The sequence below is a fragment of the Mycobacterium sp. E1715 genome (genome assembly GCF_001667625.1).
GTDB lineage: Bacteria > Actinomycetota > Actinomycetes > Mycobacteriales > Mycobacteriaceae > Mycobacterium.
In genome coordinates this window covers 1-13,749 of record NZ_LZJJ01000436.1, presented here as the reverse complement: position 1 = coordinate 13,749, position 13,749 = coordinate 1, and the positions used below count along the sequence as shown (strand labels likewise).

Genomic DNA, 13,749 nt, shown 5'->3' with positions numbered 1-13,749 from the left:
CCCCGCCCAGCGCGACGTCCTGGTGGTCACCTTCGCCTCGGCGTGGCCCTGAGCGACGGTATCGTTGCCGCGGTGATGCCCGTATTCGTCGACGTCGACACCGGCGTCGACGACGCGCTGGCGCTGATGTACCTGTTCGCCAGCCCGGACGCCGACGTGGTCGGCATCGCCTCCACCGGGGGAAACGTTGCGGTGCAGCAGGTTTGCGAGAACAACCTGGGCCTGCTCGAGCTGTGCGGGCGCACCGGCGTGCCGGTCTCCAAGGGCGCCGAGGAGACCCTCACCGGGCCGATGAGCCTGCCGTCGAAGGTTCACGGCCCTCGCGGACTGGGCTATGCCGAACTGCCAGCCACCGATCGCCGGCTCACCGTCCACGACTCGGCGACCGCGTGGGTGCGCGCCGCGCGCGCCCATCCCGGTGAGCTGATCGGCGTGGCCACCGGCCCGCTGACCAATCTGGCGCTGGCGCTGCGCGCCGAGCCGGCGCTGCCGACGCTGGTGCGCCGGCTGGTCGTCATGGGCGGCTCCTACGATCACCGCGGCAACACCACCGCGGTGGCCGAATGGAACATCAGCGTGGACCCCGAGGCCGCGGCCGAGGTCCTGGACGCCTGGGCGACCGTTGAGCCGCAACGGCTTCCGATCCTGTGCGGCCTGGATCTGACCCGCAAGGTGGCGATGACGCCGGAGCACCTCACCAGGCTGGCCGCCGCTGCCGGGTCGACGACGACGCCGATGAGCGCGGGCGACAAGCCCGGCACGCGGTCGACCGCGTCCAACGCGTTGATCCGGGTGATCGAGGACGCGATGCGGTTCTACCTGGAGGCCTACCACGACATCGGCCACGGCTTCCAGGCGCACCTGCACGATCCGCTGGCCGCCGCCGCGGCGCTGGACCCGGGGCTCGTCACCATCCGGCCCGCGACGGTGGACATCGAGCTGACCGGCACGCTGACCCGCGCCATGACCGTGACCGACTGGTCGGGGCGCCGAGAACCCAACGCGCTGATCGGGATCGACGTGGACGCGGCGGCCTTCTTCGACCGGTTTATCGAACGGGTTGGGAGCTTCGCCCGCCGGTTATCCAACACCCCATGAAGATCCGCCTCATCGAAGTTCTGCGCGCGGGGTGGGGTGCCGCGCTGCTGACCGCCCCCTCCGGCGTGCTCAGCCACATCCACGGGGTGCAGGTCGACCACAAGGCGCTCGTCGTCACCCGGATCCTGGGCGGGCGCCACCTGGTCCAGGCACTGCTCTCGGGCATCAATCCCGGCCCGGAGGTGCTGGCGGCCGGCGTGTGGGTCGACACCGTGCACTCCGCGACGGCGCTCGGCCTCGCCGCGGCGGACCGGCACCGCGCCCGCGGCGGGGTGACCGACGCCGCCGTCGCGGCGTCGTGGGCGGCCCTGGGCTGGCGCCACCTGCGCACCGGTCAGGCCAGGACCGACCGCGTCCGGGGCCGCGACCGGCTGGCCCGCGCGGTGGTGGGCGCGCTCCCCGGCGGTGGCGGGCTGATGGCGCAGGCGCGGGCAGTCCGCTGCGGGCGGGCCTAGGAAGTCATTTCTGCAACGTGAATTGATTGACGTCGATGTATCCGATGCGGAACATCTCGGCGCAGCCGGTCAGGTATTTCATGTACCGTTCGTACACTTCCTCGGATTGCAGCTCGATGGCCTGGTCCTTGTGGGCTTGCAGCGCGGCAGACCAGATGTCGAGCGTCTTCGCGTAGTGCGGCTGCAACGACTGGACGCGACTAACTGTGAAGCCATTCGCGGTGGCGCGTTCTTGCACCATCGGTATCGAGGGCAGTCGCCCGCCCGGAAAGATCTCGGTCACAATGAATTTGACGAATCGGGCGAATGTAAACGAGATGGGCATGCCACGTTCGACCATCTCCGTCGGATGAAGCCCGGTGATGGTGTGCAACAACATGATCCCGTCATCGGGCAGCAGGTCATGCGCCAGGGTGAAGAACGCGTCGTAGCGCTCGTGCCCGAAGTGTTCGAAGGCGCCGATGCTGACAATCCGGTCGACGGGCTCGTCGAACTGTTCCCAGCCGCGCAGCAGAATCCTCGCCGAACGCGGGCTGGCGGATTGGGCGATCAGCCGCTCGACGTGATCGGCCTGGTTGCGACTCAGGGTGAGGCCGACGACGTTGACGTCGTACTTTTCGAGGGCGCGCATCATCGTGGCCCCCCAGCCGCAGCCGACGTCGAGCAACGTCATACCCGGTTGCAACCCAAGTTTGCCCAGGGCGAGGTCGATTTTGGCGATCTGCGCCTCTTCCAGCGTCATGTCGTCGCGCTCGAAGTAGGCGCAGCTGTACGTCTGGGTGGGGTCGAGGAAAAGCCGGAAGAGTTCGTCCGACAAATCGTAGTGGGCCTGCACATCGTCGAAGTGCGGCGTTAAATCCGTCCCCTCGGGGGGCTCCGACGTCGTAGGCATCGTGACAGCCTAGTCGCCGATTTGAGCACGCCGGAAACAGTGAAGTCTCCCGGTCCCTCTGGCATCGGTACGGGGGTGGGGATGACGCCCATCCGGTGCGGATAGCGCCGTCACTCGTAGCTGCCTTCGAGGTACCAGCGCCGCTGGCGGTAGCACAGCAGAAACGCCCGCTCGCCCTCCAGCAAGACCTGCGCGCGGGCGGTGCGGCCCCTTCCCACGTCGGGATCCCACCACCGCTCGTCGACCGGCCATGGCCCGGCCCACCAGTCCAGCCGCTCGTCCTTGCCGTGCACGGTCAGCCGCGCCGGGTCGGCGGAGAACAGCCCACGGCCGGTCACCCGCACCGAATTCCCTTGGCCGTCAAGCAGTTCCACCGGGTCGTCCAGCAAAACCGCCGGTGACGGCTCGGGCAGCCGCCCGGGCCACGGCAGACTCGGGTCGGCCCGCGGCGCCGGTTCGTCGCCCAGCGGGGTCAACGTGATGCGTTCGGCCGGCCCGCGCCCGCCGGACAGCACCGGCACCCGCACCGCCTCCGGGCCGAGCAGGCCCTGCACTCGCACCAGGGCGCGACGGGCCCGCAGCCGGTCCTCCTCGCCGAGGCCGCCCCACAGCGGCAGCTGCAGCGCCTCGGCCGACACCACCTCGACCGCCTGCAACCGCAGCAGGGTCACCGGCGCCGTCGGGCGGGGATTGCGCGTGGTCCGGCTGCTCAACCAGCCGTCCAGTTGCCAGCGCACCCGGTCGGCGGTGGCGTCCTCGGTCAACGGCTCGGCGCATCGCCACACCCGGTGCAGTTCTTCGCCGTTGGCGGTGACGGCGTGAATGCCCAGCCGGGTGCAGCCCACCCCGGCGCCCATCAGAGTCCGATGCAGCGCGGCGGCCAGCGAGCGGCCGGCGAAGGCCGCGGCGTCGACCCTGTCGATCGGCGGGTCGCAGTCCAGCACGGCCTCCAGCTCTTCCGGCGGCTCGCGTCCGGACGGTCCCCGCTCGGGTTCACCGCGGGCCAACCGGTGCGCGGCCACCCCGTCGGCGCCGAACCGGGAGGCCACGTCGGTGGCCGACAGCGCGGCGAATTGCCCGATGGTGCGAATCCCCATGCGCCACAACAGGTCCGTCAGCTCTTCCCGGCCAGGACCACACAGGCTGGGTTCGGTGGCGAGTTGGCGGATAGACAGCACAGACAGGAACTTCGCGTCACCGCCCGCCGGGACGATCCGGCCCGCCCGCGCGGCGAAGACCGCGGTGGACAGCCGGTCTGCGACCCCGACCTGGCACTCGGCGCCGGCCGCAGCCACCGCATCGATCAGCCGCTCGGCGGCGTCGGCCTCGGAGCCGAAATAGCGGGCCGCCCCGCGCACCGGCAACACCAAGAGCCCGGGCCGCAGCACCTCGGCACGCGGCACCAGGTCGTCCACCGCCGCGATGACCGACTCGAAGAAGCGGGCGTCGCGGTCCGCGTCGGCGGTGGTGACGTGCAGCTGCGGGCAGCGGGCCGCCGCCTCCCGGCGCCGCAGCCCCCGCCGCACCCCCGCCGCGCGGGCGGCCGCCGAACAGGCGATCACCCGATTGGCCAACGTGACCGCCACCGGGGCGGTCGCGGAGAGGCCGGCGGCCGCGGCCGCGGCGACCGCGGGCCAGTCCATGCACCAGATGGCCAGCACCCGGGATGCCACTGGTGAATTCACCCGGCTCGCGCCCGGGCGGTCACCCGCCGGCCCGCACACACCCCGCTGACCTGCAGCCGCACCCGGCTGATCCGGCCGAACCCAGGGCGGCCCCCCGAGGTGAGCTCGTAACCGCAGACCCGAGCCTCCAGCCGGGTGGGCGCCCCCTGCCAGTCACCGTCGGTGACCAGCACGGTGCACCCCTTGTTGCGGGCCCGCGCTACCACCGCCCGCGCCCGGGTCTGCGGCACCCGGCGCCCGCCCAGGCCGAGGACCACCAGATCCATGCCGTCGACGAGCACCGCGGCCACCTCCACCGGGTCGGTGCCGGGATCCGGGATCACCGCGACCCGGCTCAGATCCGCCCCCATCTCCGCGGCCGCCAACAGCCCGATGTCCGGCTGGCCGACGATTGCCACGTTGCCGCCCGCCGCCGTCACCGCGGCCACCATGCTCAGCAGCAGCGACCGGGCGCCCGAGAGGACCGCCACCGATCCGCGCGGCAGGGGCGCCGGCAGCGACTCCGCCAACCACCGCGGCAGCGCCAGTTGGGCTTCCGATTCCGGCAGCAGGTCGTCGGCACGGGTGGCCGCGGGCCCCGGCGCCTTCCCGGTGATCACGGCCATCCGCCGCCGAAGCGATTCGAGCTGCTCAGCGCGATTTTCGGAGGCCAAAGCCGCGGTCATGACTGCCTCCTGTTCGAATGTATGTTCGATACAGTTGGAGTAAACACCCGCCCTCCGACAACCGTCAAGAAACGTGAGAGGCTGCTTTATGCGGTCGTTGCTGGTGTGGCTGATGATGCTCTTTTGCTGTACTTTTCCGGTGCCAAGCGCCGCCGCCCCCTGCCGGCAGGCGGAGCTGTTCGCCACCGACACCACCGATCCCCTGTTCGAGGCGCAGGCCACCGTGACGATCGCGTCAAGCGGCGCGGCGGTGACGGGATCGACCCCGCTCGACGGGGTGTACTGGTCGAGCGCGCAGCACCGGAACACCCGGGAGAGCTCGCGGGAATTTCATCTGTGCGGCGCCGACGGCTCGGTGCACGCCGCCGCCGAGGCGCTGCGCCGCCAGTTCGACCAAGAAGCGGTGCTGACCTTCGACTACGAGCCCACGCCGGACCAGGACGCGATCATCATCGCCGTGCCGGAAGTCGACATCGCCCGCTTCGGCGACGCGCTGGCGGCCGACCCGGCCGCCCGCGACCGCATCCGGGGTGGATCGGTCACCACCACCGACCACACCTTGATCCTGGTCGCGGGAAACCACGATCGAGACGTCGCCCGACGACTCGTCGGCGAAGCCGGCGGCAACTGGGCAGCCGCCACGATCGCTTACGGCCGAAGCGAATTCGTGGAGTAGCCACGCTCTCGAGTGTGCGGCTGGCCGCACGTTCGGCCACGAGTGTGCGGCTGGCCGCACGTTCGTCGCAAAAAGCGACGCGCCTTCACTCCCACTCGATGGTGCCGGGTGGTTTGCTGGTGATGTCGAGCACCACGCGGTTGACCTCGCGGACCTCGTTGGTGATGCGGGTCGAGATGCGCTCCAGCACCTCGTAGGGCACCCGGGTCCAGTCGGCGGTCATGGCGTCCTCGCTGGACACCGGCCGCAGCACGATCGGATGCCCGTACGTCCGGCCGTCACCCTGCACACCGACCGAGCGGACCTCGGCCAGCAACACCACCGGGCACTGCCAGATCAGGTTGTCCAGGCCGGCGGCGGTGAGTTCCTCGCGCGCGATCGAGTCGGCGCGCCGCAGGGTCTCCAACCGCGCCGCGGTGACCTCGCCGACGATTCGGATGCCCAACCCGGGCCCCGGAAAGGGTTGGCGTGCAACGATTTCCTCCGGCAGGCCCAGCTCGCGCCCGACGGCGCGCACCTCGTCCTTGAACAGCAGCCGCAGCGGCTCGACGAGCCGGAACTTCAGGTCGTCGGGCAGACCGCCGACATTGTGATGGCTCTTGATGTTGGCGGTTCCGCTGCCCCCGCCAGACTCCACCACGTCGGGATACAGCGTGCCCTGCACCAGGAACTCGACCTCGGATCCGGTGTCGCTCAGGATGTCTCGGACCGCGCCCTCGAAGGCCCGGATGAACTGGCGGCCGATGATCTTGCGCTTGCCCTCGGGGTTGGTCACCCCCGACAGCGCCTGCAGGAAGGTGTCCGCGGCGTCGACGGTGACCAGGTTGGCGCCGGTGGCGGCGACGAAGTCGCGCTGCACCTGCGCGCGCTCGCCGGCACGAAGGAGCCCGTGGTCGACGAAGACGCAGGTCAGCCGGTCGCCGATGGCGCGCTGCACCAGCGCGGCCGCCACCGCCGAGTCCACCCCGCCGGACAGCCCGCAGATCGCGTGCCCGTCACCGATCTGTTCGCGCACCTGCTCGACCAGCGCGCCGGCGATGTTGGCGGGCGTCCACTCCGCGCCCAGCCCGGCGAAGTCGTGCAGGAACCGGCTGAGCACCTGCTGCCCGTGCGGGGTGTGCATGACCTCGGGGTGGTACTGCACCCCGGCCAGGCGGCGGCTCCGGTTCTCGAAGGCGGCCACTGTCGCGCCCGCGCTGCTGGCGACCACGTCGAACCCCTCCGGCGCGGCGGTGACCGCGTCGCCGTGACTCATCCAGACCGGCTGAGTGCTTGGCAGCCCCGAATGCAATTCGCCGCCAACAACTTTCAGCTCGGTGCGGCCGTATTCGCTGGTGCCGGTGCGGGCGACCGTCCCGCCCAGGGCCTGCGCCATGGCCTGGAATCCGTAGCAGATGCCGAACACCGGCACACCGAGGTCGAACACCGCCGGATCGAGCTGCGGGGCGCCCTCCTCGTAGACGCTGGACGGCCCCCCGGACAGCACCAGCGCCGACGGCTGCCGGGCCTTGATCTCGTCGATCGACGCCGTGTGCGGGATGACCTCGGAGAAGACCCGCGCCTCGCGGACGCGCCGGGCGATCAGCTGCGCATATTGGGCGCCGAAGTCGACCACCAACACGGGCCGCGGCGAGGGGGTTTCCACGGCAGCCAGCTTAGTGGCCGGCTGGGACCGCCCCGGTGGGGCCGTGCCCACGCCCGCCTCACATCAGGTGCGTGGGCTGCGCAATGCCGAATCGGGTGCCGGCGTAGCGCTTCAGCGCCGCCGGGCTGAAGTACACGTGCTGGCCGGCGGTGTGCAGGTCGCGGAAGCATCGTTGCAGGGGGTGGCCTGCGTGCACCGCGCCCGCCCCGGCCAAGCCGAACGCCGTGTCGACCGCGTGGCGCGCCGCTCGCATCGCCTGCTGGGCGGCGAGCTGGAAGCCGGCGCGCTGCTGAAGCGGCGGCGGATCGCCGGCCCGGGCGGTTTCCCACAGGGCGCCCGCCTCGTCGAGGACGAAGGCGCGGGCGGATTTCAAACCGGCGTCGGCCCGGGCGAACTCGACTTGGGCGGCGGGGTCGGCGGCGAGCGGCTCGAACGTGCCGGCGCGCGCCTTCGTCGGTGCGAGGTCGGCGAATTCGTCGAGTGCGCGCCGCGCGATCCCGAGCGGGACGCCGACCAGGCCCACTCCCACCAGGGTGAAGAACGGCAGCCGCCACAACGGGCCGTCCCGGCGGGCCGGTTCGAAGAACGGGCTGATGGTGTGTTCCTCGGCGACGTGCACGCCGCGCGCAACCACGTCGTTGCTGCCGGTGGCGCGCAACCCCAGGACGTCCCAGTTGTCGACGATCTCGATGTCCGCGCGCGGGAAGAACGCCAGGCGCCAGTCGGGGCCGCGCCCGGGCAGCATCCGCGGCGCGTCACCGTCGAAGACGAACATCCCGCCCAGCATCCATTCGGCGTGGCGGCAACCGCTGGCGAACGGCCACCGGCCGTCGACCGCGAACCGGCCGCGGCCGTCCGGGACGGCGCGCCCGGTGGGGGCGAACACCGTGGCCGCCAGGAAGTCGGCGTCCGGACCGAACAGCGCTGCTGCGGCGGCGGGTTCGAGCCAGGCGGTGAACGCGGGCGCGCCCGCCCCGATCGCCGCGACCCAGCCCACCGAACCGTCGGCGCGCGCAAGTTCCTCGATCATCTCGATGAACTCGACTGGGGCCACTTCGAATCCGCCGAGCGAGCGCGGTTGAACGGCACGGAAAATGCCCGCGCCGCGCATCCGATCGACCAGATCGATCGGCAAGGTGCCCAGCGCCTCGGCCTCGGCGGCGCGCCGCGTGATTTCGGGGGCCAGGGCACGCGCCACGTCGGCGGGATTGGCGCCGTCCGAAAGGCCGGCGGCGTGGCGGGTTGCGGTTGTCATCTCAAGCTCCCCAATTCTGATACAGTGAATTGTAATAGATACAGGAGCATGTACTCAATTATGGGATCTGTCAAGCGCGAGCCGGCCCGCCGGTACGACTCGACCCGTCGCAGGCAGCAGGCGCAGCACAACCGGCACGCGGTGCTCGCGGCCGCCCGGCGGCGCTTCCTGGCCCAGGGGTACGCGGCGACGACGATCGCCGAGATCGCCCGCGACGCCGCCGTGTCGGTCGAAACGGTGTACAAGACGTTCGCGACCAAGGCCGGCGTGTTGAAAGCGCTGTTCGATGTGTCGGTCGCCGGCGATGACGAGCCGATCCCGATGGTCGAGCGCGACGTCATCCAGGAGGTGGCCGACGCCACCGAGGCCGTCGACAAGCTGGAGCTCTACGCCAAGCACCTGGTCGCCAGCATGCCGCGCAGCGCGCCGGTCCAGCTGCTCGCCCGCGACGGCGCCGCGGTGTCGCCGGACGCCGCCGCCGTCTGGAAGCAGATCAGGGACGAGACCCTGACCGGCATGACGATGTTCGCCTCCGACCTCGCCCGCACCGGGCAGCTGCGGGTCAACGCCAGACAGGCGCGAGACATCCTGTGGACCTATCACGCACCCGAGCTCTACGAGCTGCTCGTGCTCGAACGCGGCTGGTCGGTCAGCCGCTATGGCAAGTTCATCGCGCAGGCGTGGATCGACGCCCTGCTCGTCCGGTGAGTCCTACAGCCCGAACGCCTGCCGCACCGCGCCGACGGTTTGTGGATCGCCTTCGAAGTTGACGCGCCGCAGCGCCGCCCGTCGCTTCGCGTCGCTCACGCCCAGGCGCGCGCCGACCAGATCCGCGGCGCTGGCGGTGATCGTCACCGAAGGCTCGCCACGAGCGCCGGCGAGCCGCCCCTGAGTCACCGCGAATTCGAAACGGCGGCCGTCGATGTCGATGCGGATCGTCGCCTCCAGGCCGGCCGCCCCGGCCGAATCGAAGCCGAGCAGGAATCCGGCCAGGAAACCGTTCAAGGGCGTTCCCGGCCCGTCCCCGATCGGGTCCATCCGGTCCAGCCCGAACAACGCGACGCTCCGCAGCACGGGCAGCACCCGCTGCCAGCCCAGGTCGCTGAGCGTGTAGACGGTGCGCCCGATCGGGGCGGGCAGGTCGGTCCGGTCGACGATCCCCGCCTCCTGCAATTCCTTCAGCCGCTCGGCCAGCAGATTGGTCGCAATGCCCGGCAGCGCGTCGCGCAGGTCACCGTAGCGGCGGGCGCCGCCGACCAGCTCGCGCAGGATCAGCAGCGTCCACCGCTCGCCGAGGACGTCGAGGCCACGCGCGATCGGGCAATTCTGGTTGTAGTTCCTGCGGGACGCCACCACGCCAGTCTACCTACCGGCAGACGTCTTTTTCAACTCACTACTTGATTTATTTGTCTATTAGCTTTACCGTCTTGTCCATGCCTATCGACCCGCTATTCCGGAACCGGCCGATCGCCGCGCTGGCCGTCATCTGCCTCGGTGTCTTCGTCATCAGCGTCGACGCCACCATCGTCAACGTCGCGCTGCCGACGCTGTCGCGCGAACTCGGGGCCGACACCGCCCAGCTGCAGTGGATCGTCGACGCCTACACCCTGGTGATGTCCGGCCTGCTGCTCTCGGCGGGCAGCCTGTCCGACCGGTACGGCCGGCGGGGGTGGCTCAACTCCGGGCTCGCACTCTTCGCCGCCACGTCCGCCCTTGCGGCACAGGCGAATTCGGCCGACCAGCTGATCGCCGCACGCGCCGCCATGGGCGTGGGCGCGGCGGTGATCTTTCCGACCACGCTCGGACTGATCACCAACATCTTCACCGACGCGGGCGCGCGCGCCAAGGCGATCGGGCTGTGGGCGGCGATGGTGGGCGTCGGGGTGGCCGTCGGACCGATCAGCGGTGGCTGGCTGCTCGAACACTTCTGGTGGGGCTCGATCTTCATGGTCAACATCCCCGTGGCCGCCGTGGCCATCATCGGCGGCTTCCTCTTCGTTCCGACCTCGCGCGACCCGGCCGCCCCGCGCGTCGACGTCCCCGGGCTGATCCTGTCCGCCGCCGGGATCACCGCCCTGGTCTACACGGTCATCCAGGCGCCCACCTGGGGATGGACCAACGGCCGGACCGCGGCCGGATTCGCCCTTGCGGCAACGGTCCTCGCCGTGTTCGCCTTGTGGGAGCGGCGCACCACGCATCCGATGCTTGACGTCTCGGTGTTCGTCAACCGCCGGTTCTCCGGCGGCAGCCTTGCGGTGACCGCCGGCTTCCTGACCTTGTTCGGGTTCATCTTCGTCATCACCCAGTACTTCCAATTCATCAAGGACTACACCGCGTTTCAGAGCGGCGTGCGGCTGCTTCCGGTCGCCGCCTCCATCGCGCTTGCCAGCATCCTGGGGCCCCGGCTGGTGGAACGAATCGGCACCACGGCCGTCGTCGCCGCCGGCCTCACCGTGTTCGCCGCCGGCCTGGCGTGGGCGTCCACGGCGAACGCCGCCACACCCTACGACCAGATCGCCATGCAGATGCTGCTGCTCGGTGGCGGCCTCGGCCTGACCGTTTCCCCGGCGACCGAGGCGATCATGGGGTCGCTCTCGGTGGACAAGGCCGGCGTCGGTTCGGCCGTCAACGACACCACGCGCGAACTCGGCGGCACGCTCGGGGTGGCCATCGCCGGCAGCATCTTCGCGTCGGTGTATTCCGGGCATCTCGGGGCGGATGCCTTGACCGGGCTGCCCGCCGAGCCGATGCGGCACTCGATGGCGCTGGCGCACAGGGTGATTCAGCAACTGCCCCCGCCACAAGCCGGCTATGTCCGCGGCGTCGTCGATCACGCGTTCCTCGACGGTCTGCGGGTGAGCTCGCTGGTATGCGCCGGCATCGCACTCGGCGCCGCAATCGTCGTCGGCTGGTTGTTGCCGGCGCGTCAAACCGAAAGGGAAGTGTCATGAACGGCAGCACGTATGTTCTCGGCCACGCCGACGCGGAGGTGCGGCGGCTGCTCCTGCAGGGCAGGCTCTACAACGACTACACCGAGCACGCGCTGCGCCTCGCCGGCCTGCGCCCGGGGATGCGGGTGCTCGACATCGGCAGCGGGCCCGGCGACGTCTCGTTCATCGCGGCCCGGCTGGTCGGCCCGACCGGGAGCGTCCTGGGGGTGGACGCTGCACCCGAGATGGTCGAGCTGGCCCGCGCCCGTGCGGCCGAACAGGGCCTGGGCACAGTACGTTTCATCCACTCCGCAATTGACGCGATCGAGCTGCACGAGCCCGTCGACGCGATCGTCGGCCGGTTGATCCTCATGCACCTGCCCGATCCGGCGACCGCCCTCGGCCGGCTCAGCTCGTTCGTGCGCCCCGGCGGCGTGATCGCGTTCTCCGAGAACGACATTGCCGCTGCGCGCAGCGTCCCGGAGATACCGCTATTCGGTCAGGTGATATCGGGGATCGTGCGGGCCTTCGAGGCCATGGGCCTGTCCGCGCGGTTCGGCACCACGCTGCACACGATCTTCGCCGACGCCGGCCTCGGCTCGCCGAGGCTCACCATCGGCGCGCCGATCGGGACGGCCGCCGACGCCGACATCCTGGCGTACGGCGCGGAAGTCTGGCGGCTGGTCTCCCCCATCGCACAACAGGGCGGCTTCGCCATCGACGAGGTCGCCGACATCGGCAACTTCGTGCCGCTCTTCCGCGAGCAGGCGATCGCGGCCGACGCCCTCATCATGATGCCGCCCATCATCACGGCCTGGGCGCAGAAGTGAACGACACGATTGCGAGCCAGTACTCGACCGGCCTGTCGCGCGGCCAGATCGAGCGGGCGCTGATCTCGGCCGGTAAGGACCTGGACCGGCTGGCCCCGGCTGACCTGGGCCTGCTGGAGGACTTCCACACGATGGGCCGCGTGGCGACCGGACAGCTGGTGGACCTGGTGGGGATCACCGGTGACAGCGAGGTGCTCGATGCCGGCAGCGGCGTCGGCGGCACCGCCCGCTACGTCGCCGACCGCTACGGCTGCCACGTCACCGCCGTGGATCTCACCGCCGAATATTGCGAAACGCACCGCTGGCTCAATCGGCTCGTCGGGCTCGACGGCCGGATCTCCGTTCACCAATCTGACGTCACCGAACTCCCGTTCGCCGACGGCACTTTCGACGTCGTCATCAGCCAGCACGTCCAGATGAACGTGGCCGACAAGGCGCGCCTCTATTCCGAGGCGCACCGAGTGCTCAAGGACGGCGGACGGCTTGGCTTGTGGGACATCACAACCGCCGGAGCGGGTGCGCTCGACTTTCCCCTGCCGTGGGCCGACGCGCCCGCGCGCAGCCATCTGGTGACGCCCGGCGCGCTCCGCGCCGCCGTGCAGTCGGCGGGGTTCGTCGTCGAGCAGTGGAACGATCTCACCGACCAGGCCAGCGCGTTGATGCAGGCGATCCTCGCCCAGCCGTTTAGCCCGCTGGGGCTGCACGCCTTCGTCACCGACTTCGACCGCAAGGCCGGCAACCTCACCCGGGCGCTGGCCGACGGACGGCTTCGCGCCATCCAGGCGGTGTGTGTGAGGTGAAACCGGCGGGCCAGGTGGCGCGCTGATTGCTCGGCGTGGTGGAGTGGGTATCGCTTAACTAGTCGTCTTCAGACCAGGAAGCGAGGTCCGCCCGTGCTGGGTCTGCCCGAGAAGGTGCACGCCTGTCTGTTCGACCTCGACGGGGTGCTCACCGACACCGCGAGCGTGCACACCAAGGCCTGGAAGGCCATGTTCGACGACTACCTGGCGGAGCGGGCCAAGCGCACCGGCGACGAATTCGTCCCCTTCGACGCGGCCGCCGACTACCGCCAATACGTGGACGGCAAGAAGCGCGAGGACGGCGTCCGGTCGTTCCTGCAGAGCCGCGGGATCGAGCTACCCGACGGCAGTCCCGACGACCCGGCGGACGACGAGACGGTGTACGGCCTGGGCAACCGCAAGAACGACATGTTCCAGAAGGTATTGCGCGAGGACGGCGTCGAGGTGTTCGAAGGCTCACGCCGATACCTGGAGGCGGTCTCGGCCGCGGGCCTGGGAATCGCCGTGGTGTCCTCGAGCGCCAACACCCGCGACGTGCTGGAGATCACCGGCCTGGACCGGTTCATCCAGCAGCGGGTCGACGGCGTCACGCTGCGCGACGAGAACATCGCCGGCAAGCCGGCGCCGGACTCCTACCTGCGGGGGGCCGAGCTGCTCGGCGTCGACGCCGACGCGGCGGCGGTGTTCGAGGACGCCATCTCGGGCGTGCAGGCCGGCCACGCCGGCAACTTCGGCTACGTGGTCGGCGTCGACCGGGTGGGCCAGGCCGACGATCTGCGCCGCAACGGCGCCGACGTGGTGGTCACCGACCTCGCCGA

Annotated in this window: 14 protein-coding genes; 8 read left to right on the top strand and 6 right to left on the bottom strand. The window is 70.5% G+C overall.

Annotated features, from left to right (window positions below):
* Nucleotides 1-75: 75 nt before the first annotated feature.
* Both A9X03_RS21255 and A9X03_RS21250 read left to right on the top strand, forming a co-directional pair.
* Nucleotides 76-1,098, top strand: coding sequence for a nucleoside hydrolase (locus A9X03_RS21255; RefSeq protein ID WP_067887716.1), 1,023 nt, complete (start codon nucleotides 76-78; stop codon nucleotides 1,096-1,098).
* Nucleotides 1,095-1,553: a hypothetical protein gene (locus tag A9X03_RS21250; RefSeq protein WP_067887690.1), complete on the top strand. Its 459-nt coding sequence runs from the start codon at nucleotides 1,095-1,097 to the stop codon at nucleotides 1,551-1,553. Before A9X03_RS21255 ends, A9X03_RS21250 begins: the two co-directional genes overlap by 4 nt.
* A 4-nt stretch (nucleotides 1,554-1,557) precedes the next feature.
* Here the strand turns inward: A9X03_RS21250 and cmaA1 are convergent, their stop codons facing one another.
* The 3 genes from cmaA1 to A9X03_RS21235 all read right to left on the bottom strand — a co-directional run bounded on the left by cmaA1 (nucleotide 1,558) and on the right by A9X03_RS21235 (nucleotide 4,795).
* Nucleotides 1,558-2,445 carry a cyclopropane mycolic acid synthase CmaA1 gene (gene cmaA1, locus A9X03_RS21245; RefSeq protein WP_068262818.1) on the bottom strand — a complete coding sequence of 296 codons (888 nt, stop codon included), beginning with the start codon at nucleotides 2,443-2,445 and terminating at the stop codon, nucleotides 1,558-1,560.
* 110 nt (nucleotides 2,446-2,555) lie between these two features.
* On the bottom strand, nucleotides 2,556-4,088 hold the full coding sequence (locus tag A9X03_RS21240; RefSeq protein WP_067887713.1) for a DNA polymerase Y family protein: 1,533 nt from the start codon (nucleotides 4,086-4,088) through the stop codon (nucleotides 2,556-2,558).
* Nucleotides 4,089-4,126: 38 nt separating this feature from the next.
* Entirely contained in the window at nucleotides 4,127-4,795 is a 669-nt protein-coding gene (locus A9X03_RS21235; RefSeq protein WP_067754566.1) for a hypothetical protein, read from the bottom strand.
* Between the two features lie 88 nt (nucleotides 4,796-4,883).
* Here A9X03_RS21235 and A9X03_RS21230 point away from each other — a divergent pair, with 88 nt between their 5' ends.
* Nucleotides 4,884-5,471: a hypothetical protein gene (locus A9X03_RS21230; protein ID WP_369831401.1), complete on the top strand. Its 588-nt coding sequence runs from the start codon at nucleotides 4,884-4,886 to the stop codon at nucleotides 5,469-5,471.
* 85 nt (nucleotides 5,472-5,556) lie between these two features.
* Here A9X03_RS21230 and guaA read toward each other — a convergent pair whose 3' ends face one another.
* Nucleotides 5,557-7,125: a glutamine-hydrolyzing GMP synthase gene (guaA, locus tag A9X03_RS21225; RefSeq protein WP_197504983.1), complete on the bottom strand. Its 1,569-nt coding sequence runs from the start codon at nucleotides 7,123-7,125 to the stop codon at nucleotides 5,557-5,559.
* A gap of 49 nt (nucleotides 7,126-7,174) precedes the next feature.
* A complete protein-coding gene (locus A9X03_RS21220; protein WP_068262812.1) occupies nucleotides 7,175-8,371 on the bottom strand; it encodes an acyl-CoA dehydrogenase family protein in 1,197 nt (398 codons plus the stop codon).
* A 60-nt stretch (nucleotides 8,372-8,431) separates the two neighbouring features.
* On the opposite strand from A9X03_RS21220, the gene A9X03_RS21215 reads away from it, so the two are divergent.
* Entirely contained in the window at nucleotides 8,432-9,079 is a 648-nt protein-coding gene (locus tag A9X03_RS21215) for a TetR/AcrR family transcriptional regulator (RefSeq protein ID WP_156675715.1), read from the top strand.
* Nucleotides 9,080-9,082: 3 nt separating this feature from the next.
* Here the strand turns inward: A9X03_RS21215 and A9X03_RS21210 are convergent, their stop codons facing one another.
* Entirely contained in the window at nucleotides 9,083-9,724 is a 642-nt protein-coding gene (locus tag A9X03_RS21210; RefSeq protein WP_067754634.1) for a helix-turn-helix domain-containing protein, read from the bottom strand.
* Between the two features lie 80 nt (nucleotides 9,725-9,804).
* On the opposite strand from A9X03_RS21210, the gene A9X03_RS21205 reads away from it, so the two are divergent.
* The 4 genes from A9X03_RS21205 to A9X03_RS21190 form a co-directional block, all read left to right on the top strand.
* Entirely contained in the window at nucleotides 9,805-11,322 is a 1,518-nt protein-coding gene (locus tag A9X03_RS21205) for an MFS transporter (RefSeq protein WP_067754557.1), read from the top strand.
* Nucleotides 11,319-12,131 carry a class I SAM-dependent methyltransferase gene (locus A9X03_RS21200; protein WP_067754554.1) on the top strand — a complete coding sequence of 271 codons (813 nt, stop codon included), beginning with the start codon at nucleotides 11,319-11,321 and terminating at the stop codon, nucleotides 12,129-12,131. Before A9X03_RS21205 ends, A9X03_RS21200 begins: the two co-directional genes overlap by 4 nt.
* Complete coding sequence (locus A9X03_RS21195; protein ID WP_067779756.1) at nucleotides 12,128-12,931, top strand: class I SAM-dependent methyltransferase; 804 nt, start codon at nucleotides 12,128-12,130, stop codon at nucleotides 12,929-12,931. Before A9X03_RS21200 ends, A9X03_RS21195 begins: the two co-directional genes overlap by 4 nt.
* 93 nt (nucleotides 12,932-13,024) lie before the next feature.
* On the top strand, nucleotides 13,025-13,749 hold a 725-nt coding region (locus A9X03_RS21190; RefSeq protein ID WP_068262809.1), incomplete at its 3' end, for a beta-phosphoglucomutase family hydrolase.

Coding starts and splice junctions, on each gene's coding strand:
- A9X03_RS21200 (WP_067754554.1), top strand. CDS start 11,319: ATGAACGGCAGCACGTATGTTCTCGGCCACGCCGACGCGGAGGTGCGG.
- A9X03_RS21230 (WP_369831401.1), top strand. CDS start 4,884: ATGCGGTCGTTGCTGGTGTGGCTGATGATGCTCTTTTGCTGTACTTTT.
- A9X03_RS21255 (WP_067887716.1), top strand. CDS start 76: ATGCCCGTATTCGTCGACGTCGACACCGGCGTCGACGACGCGCTGGCG.
- cmaA1 (WP_068262818.1), bottom strand. CDS start 2,445: ATGCCTACGACGTCGGAGCCCCCCGAGGGGACGGATTTAACGCCGCAC.
- A9X03_RS21250 (WP_067887690.1), top strand. CDS start 1,095: ATGAAGATCCGCCTCATCGAAGTTCTGCGCGCGGGGTGGGGTGCCGCG.
- A9X03_RS21235 (WP_067754566.1), bottom strand. CDS start 4,795: ATGACCGCGGCTTTGGCCTCCGAAAATCGCGCTGAGCAGCTCGAATCG.
- A9X03_RS21215 (WP_156675715.1), top strand. CDS start 8,432: ATGGGATCTGTCAAGCGCGAGCCGGCCCGCCGGTACGACTCGACCCGT.
- A9X03_RS21205 (WP_067754557.1), top strand. CDS start 9,805: ATGCCTATCGACCCGCTATTCCGGAACCGGCCGATCGCCGCGCTGGCC.
- A9X03_RS21220 (WP_068262812.1), bottom strand. CDS start 8,371: ATGACAACCGCAACCCGCCACGCCGCCGGCCTTTCGGACGGCGCCAAT.
- A9X03_RS21240 (WP_067887713.1), bottom strand. CDS start 4,088: ATGGACTGGCCCGCGGTCGCCGCGGCCGCGGCCGCCGGCCTCTCCGCG.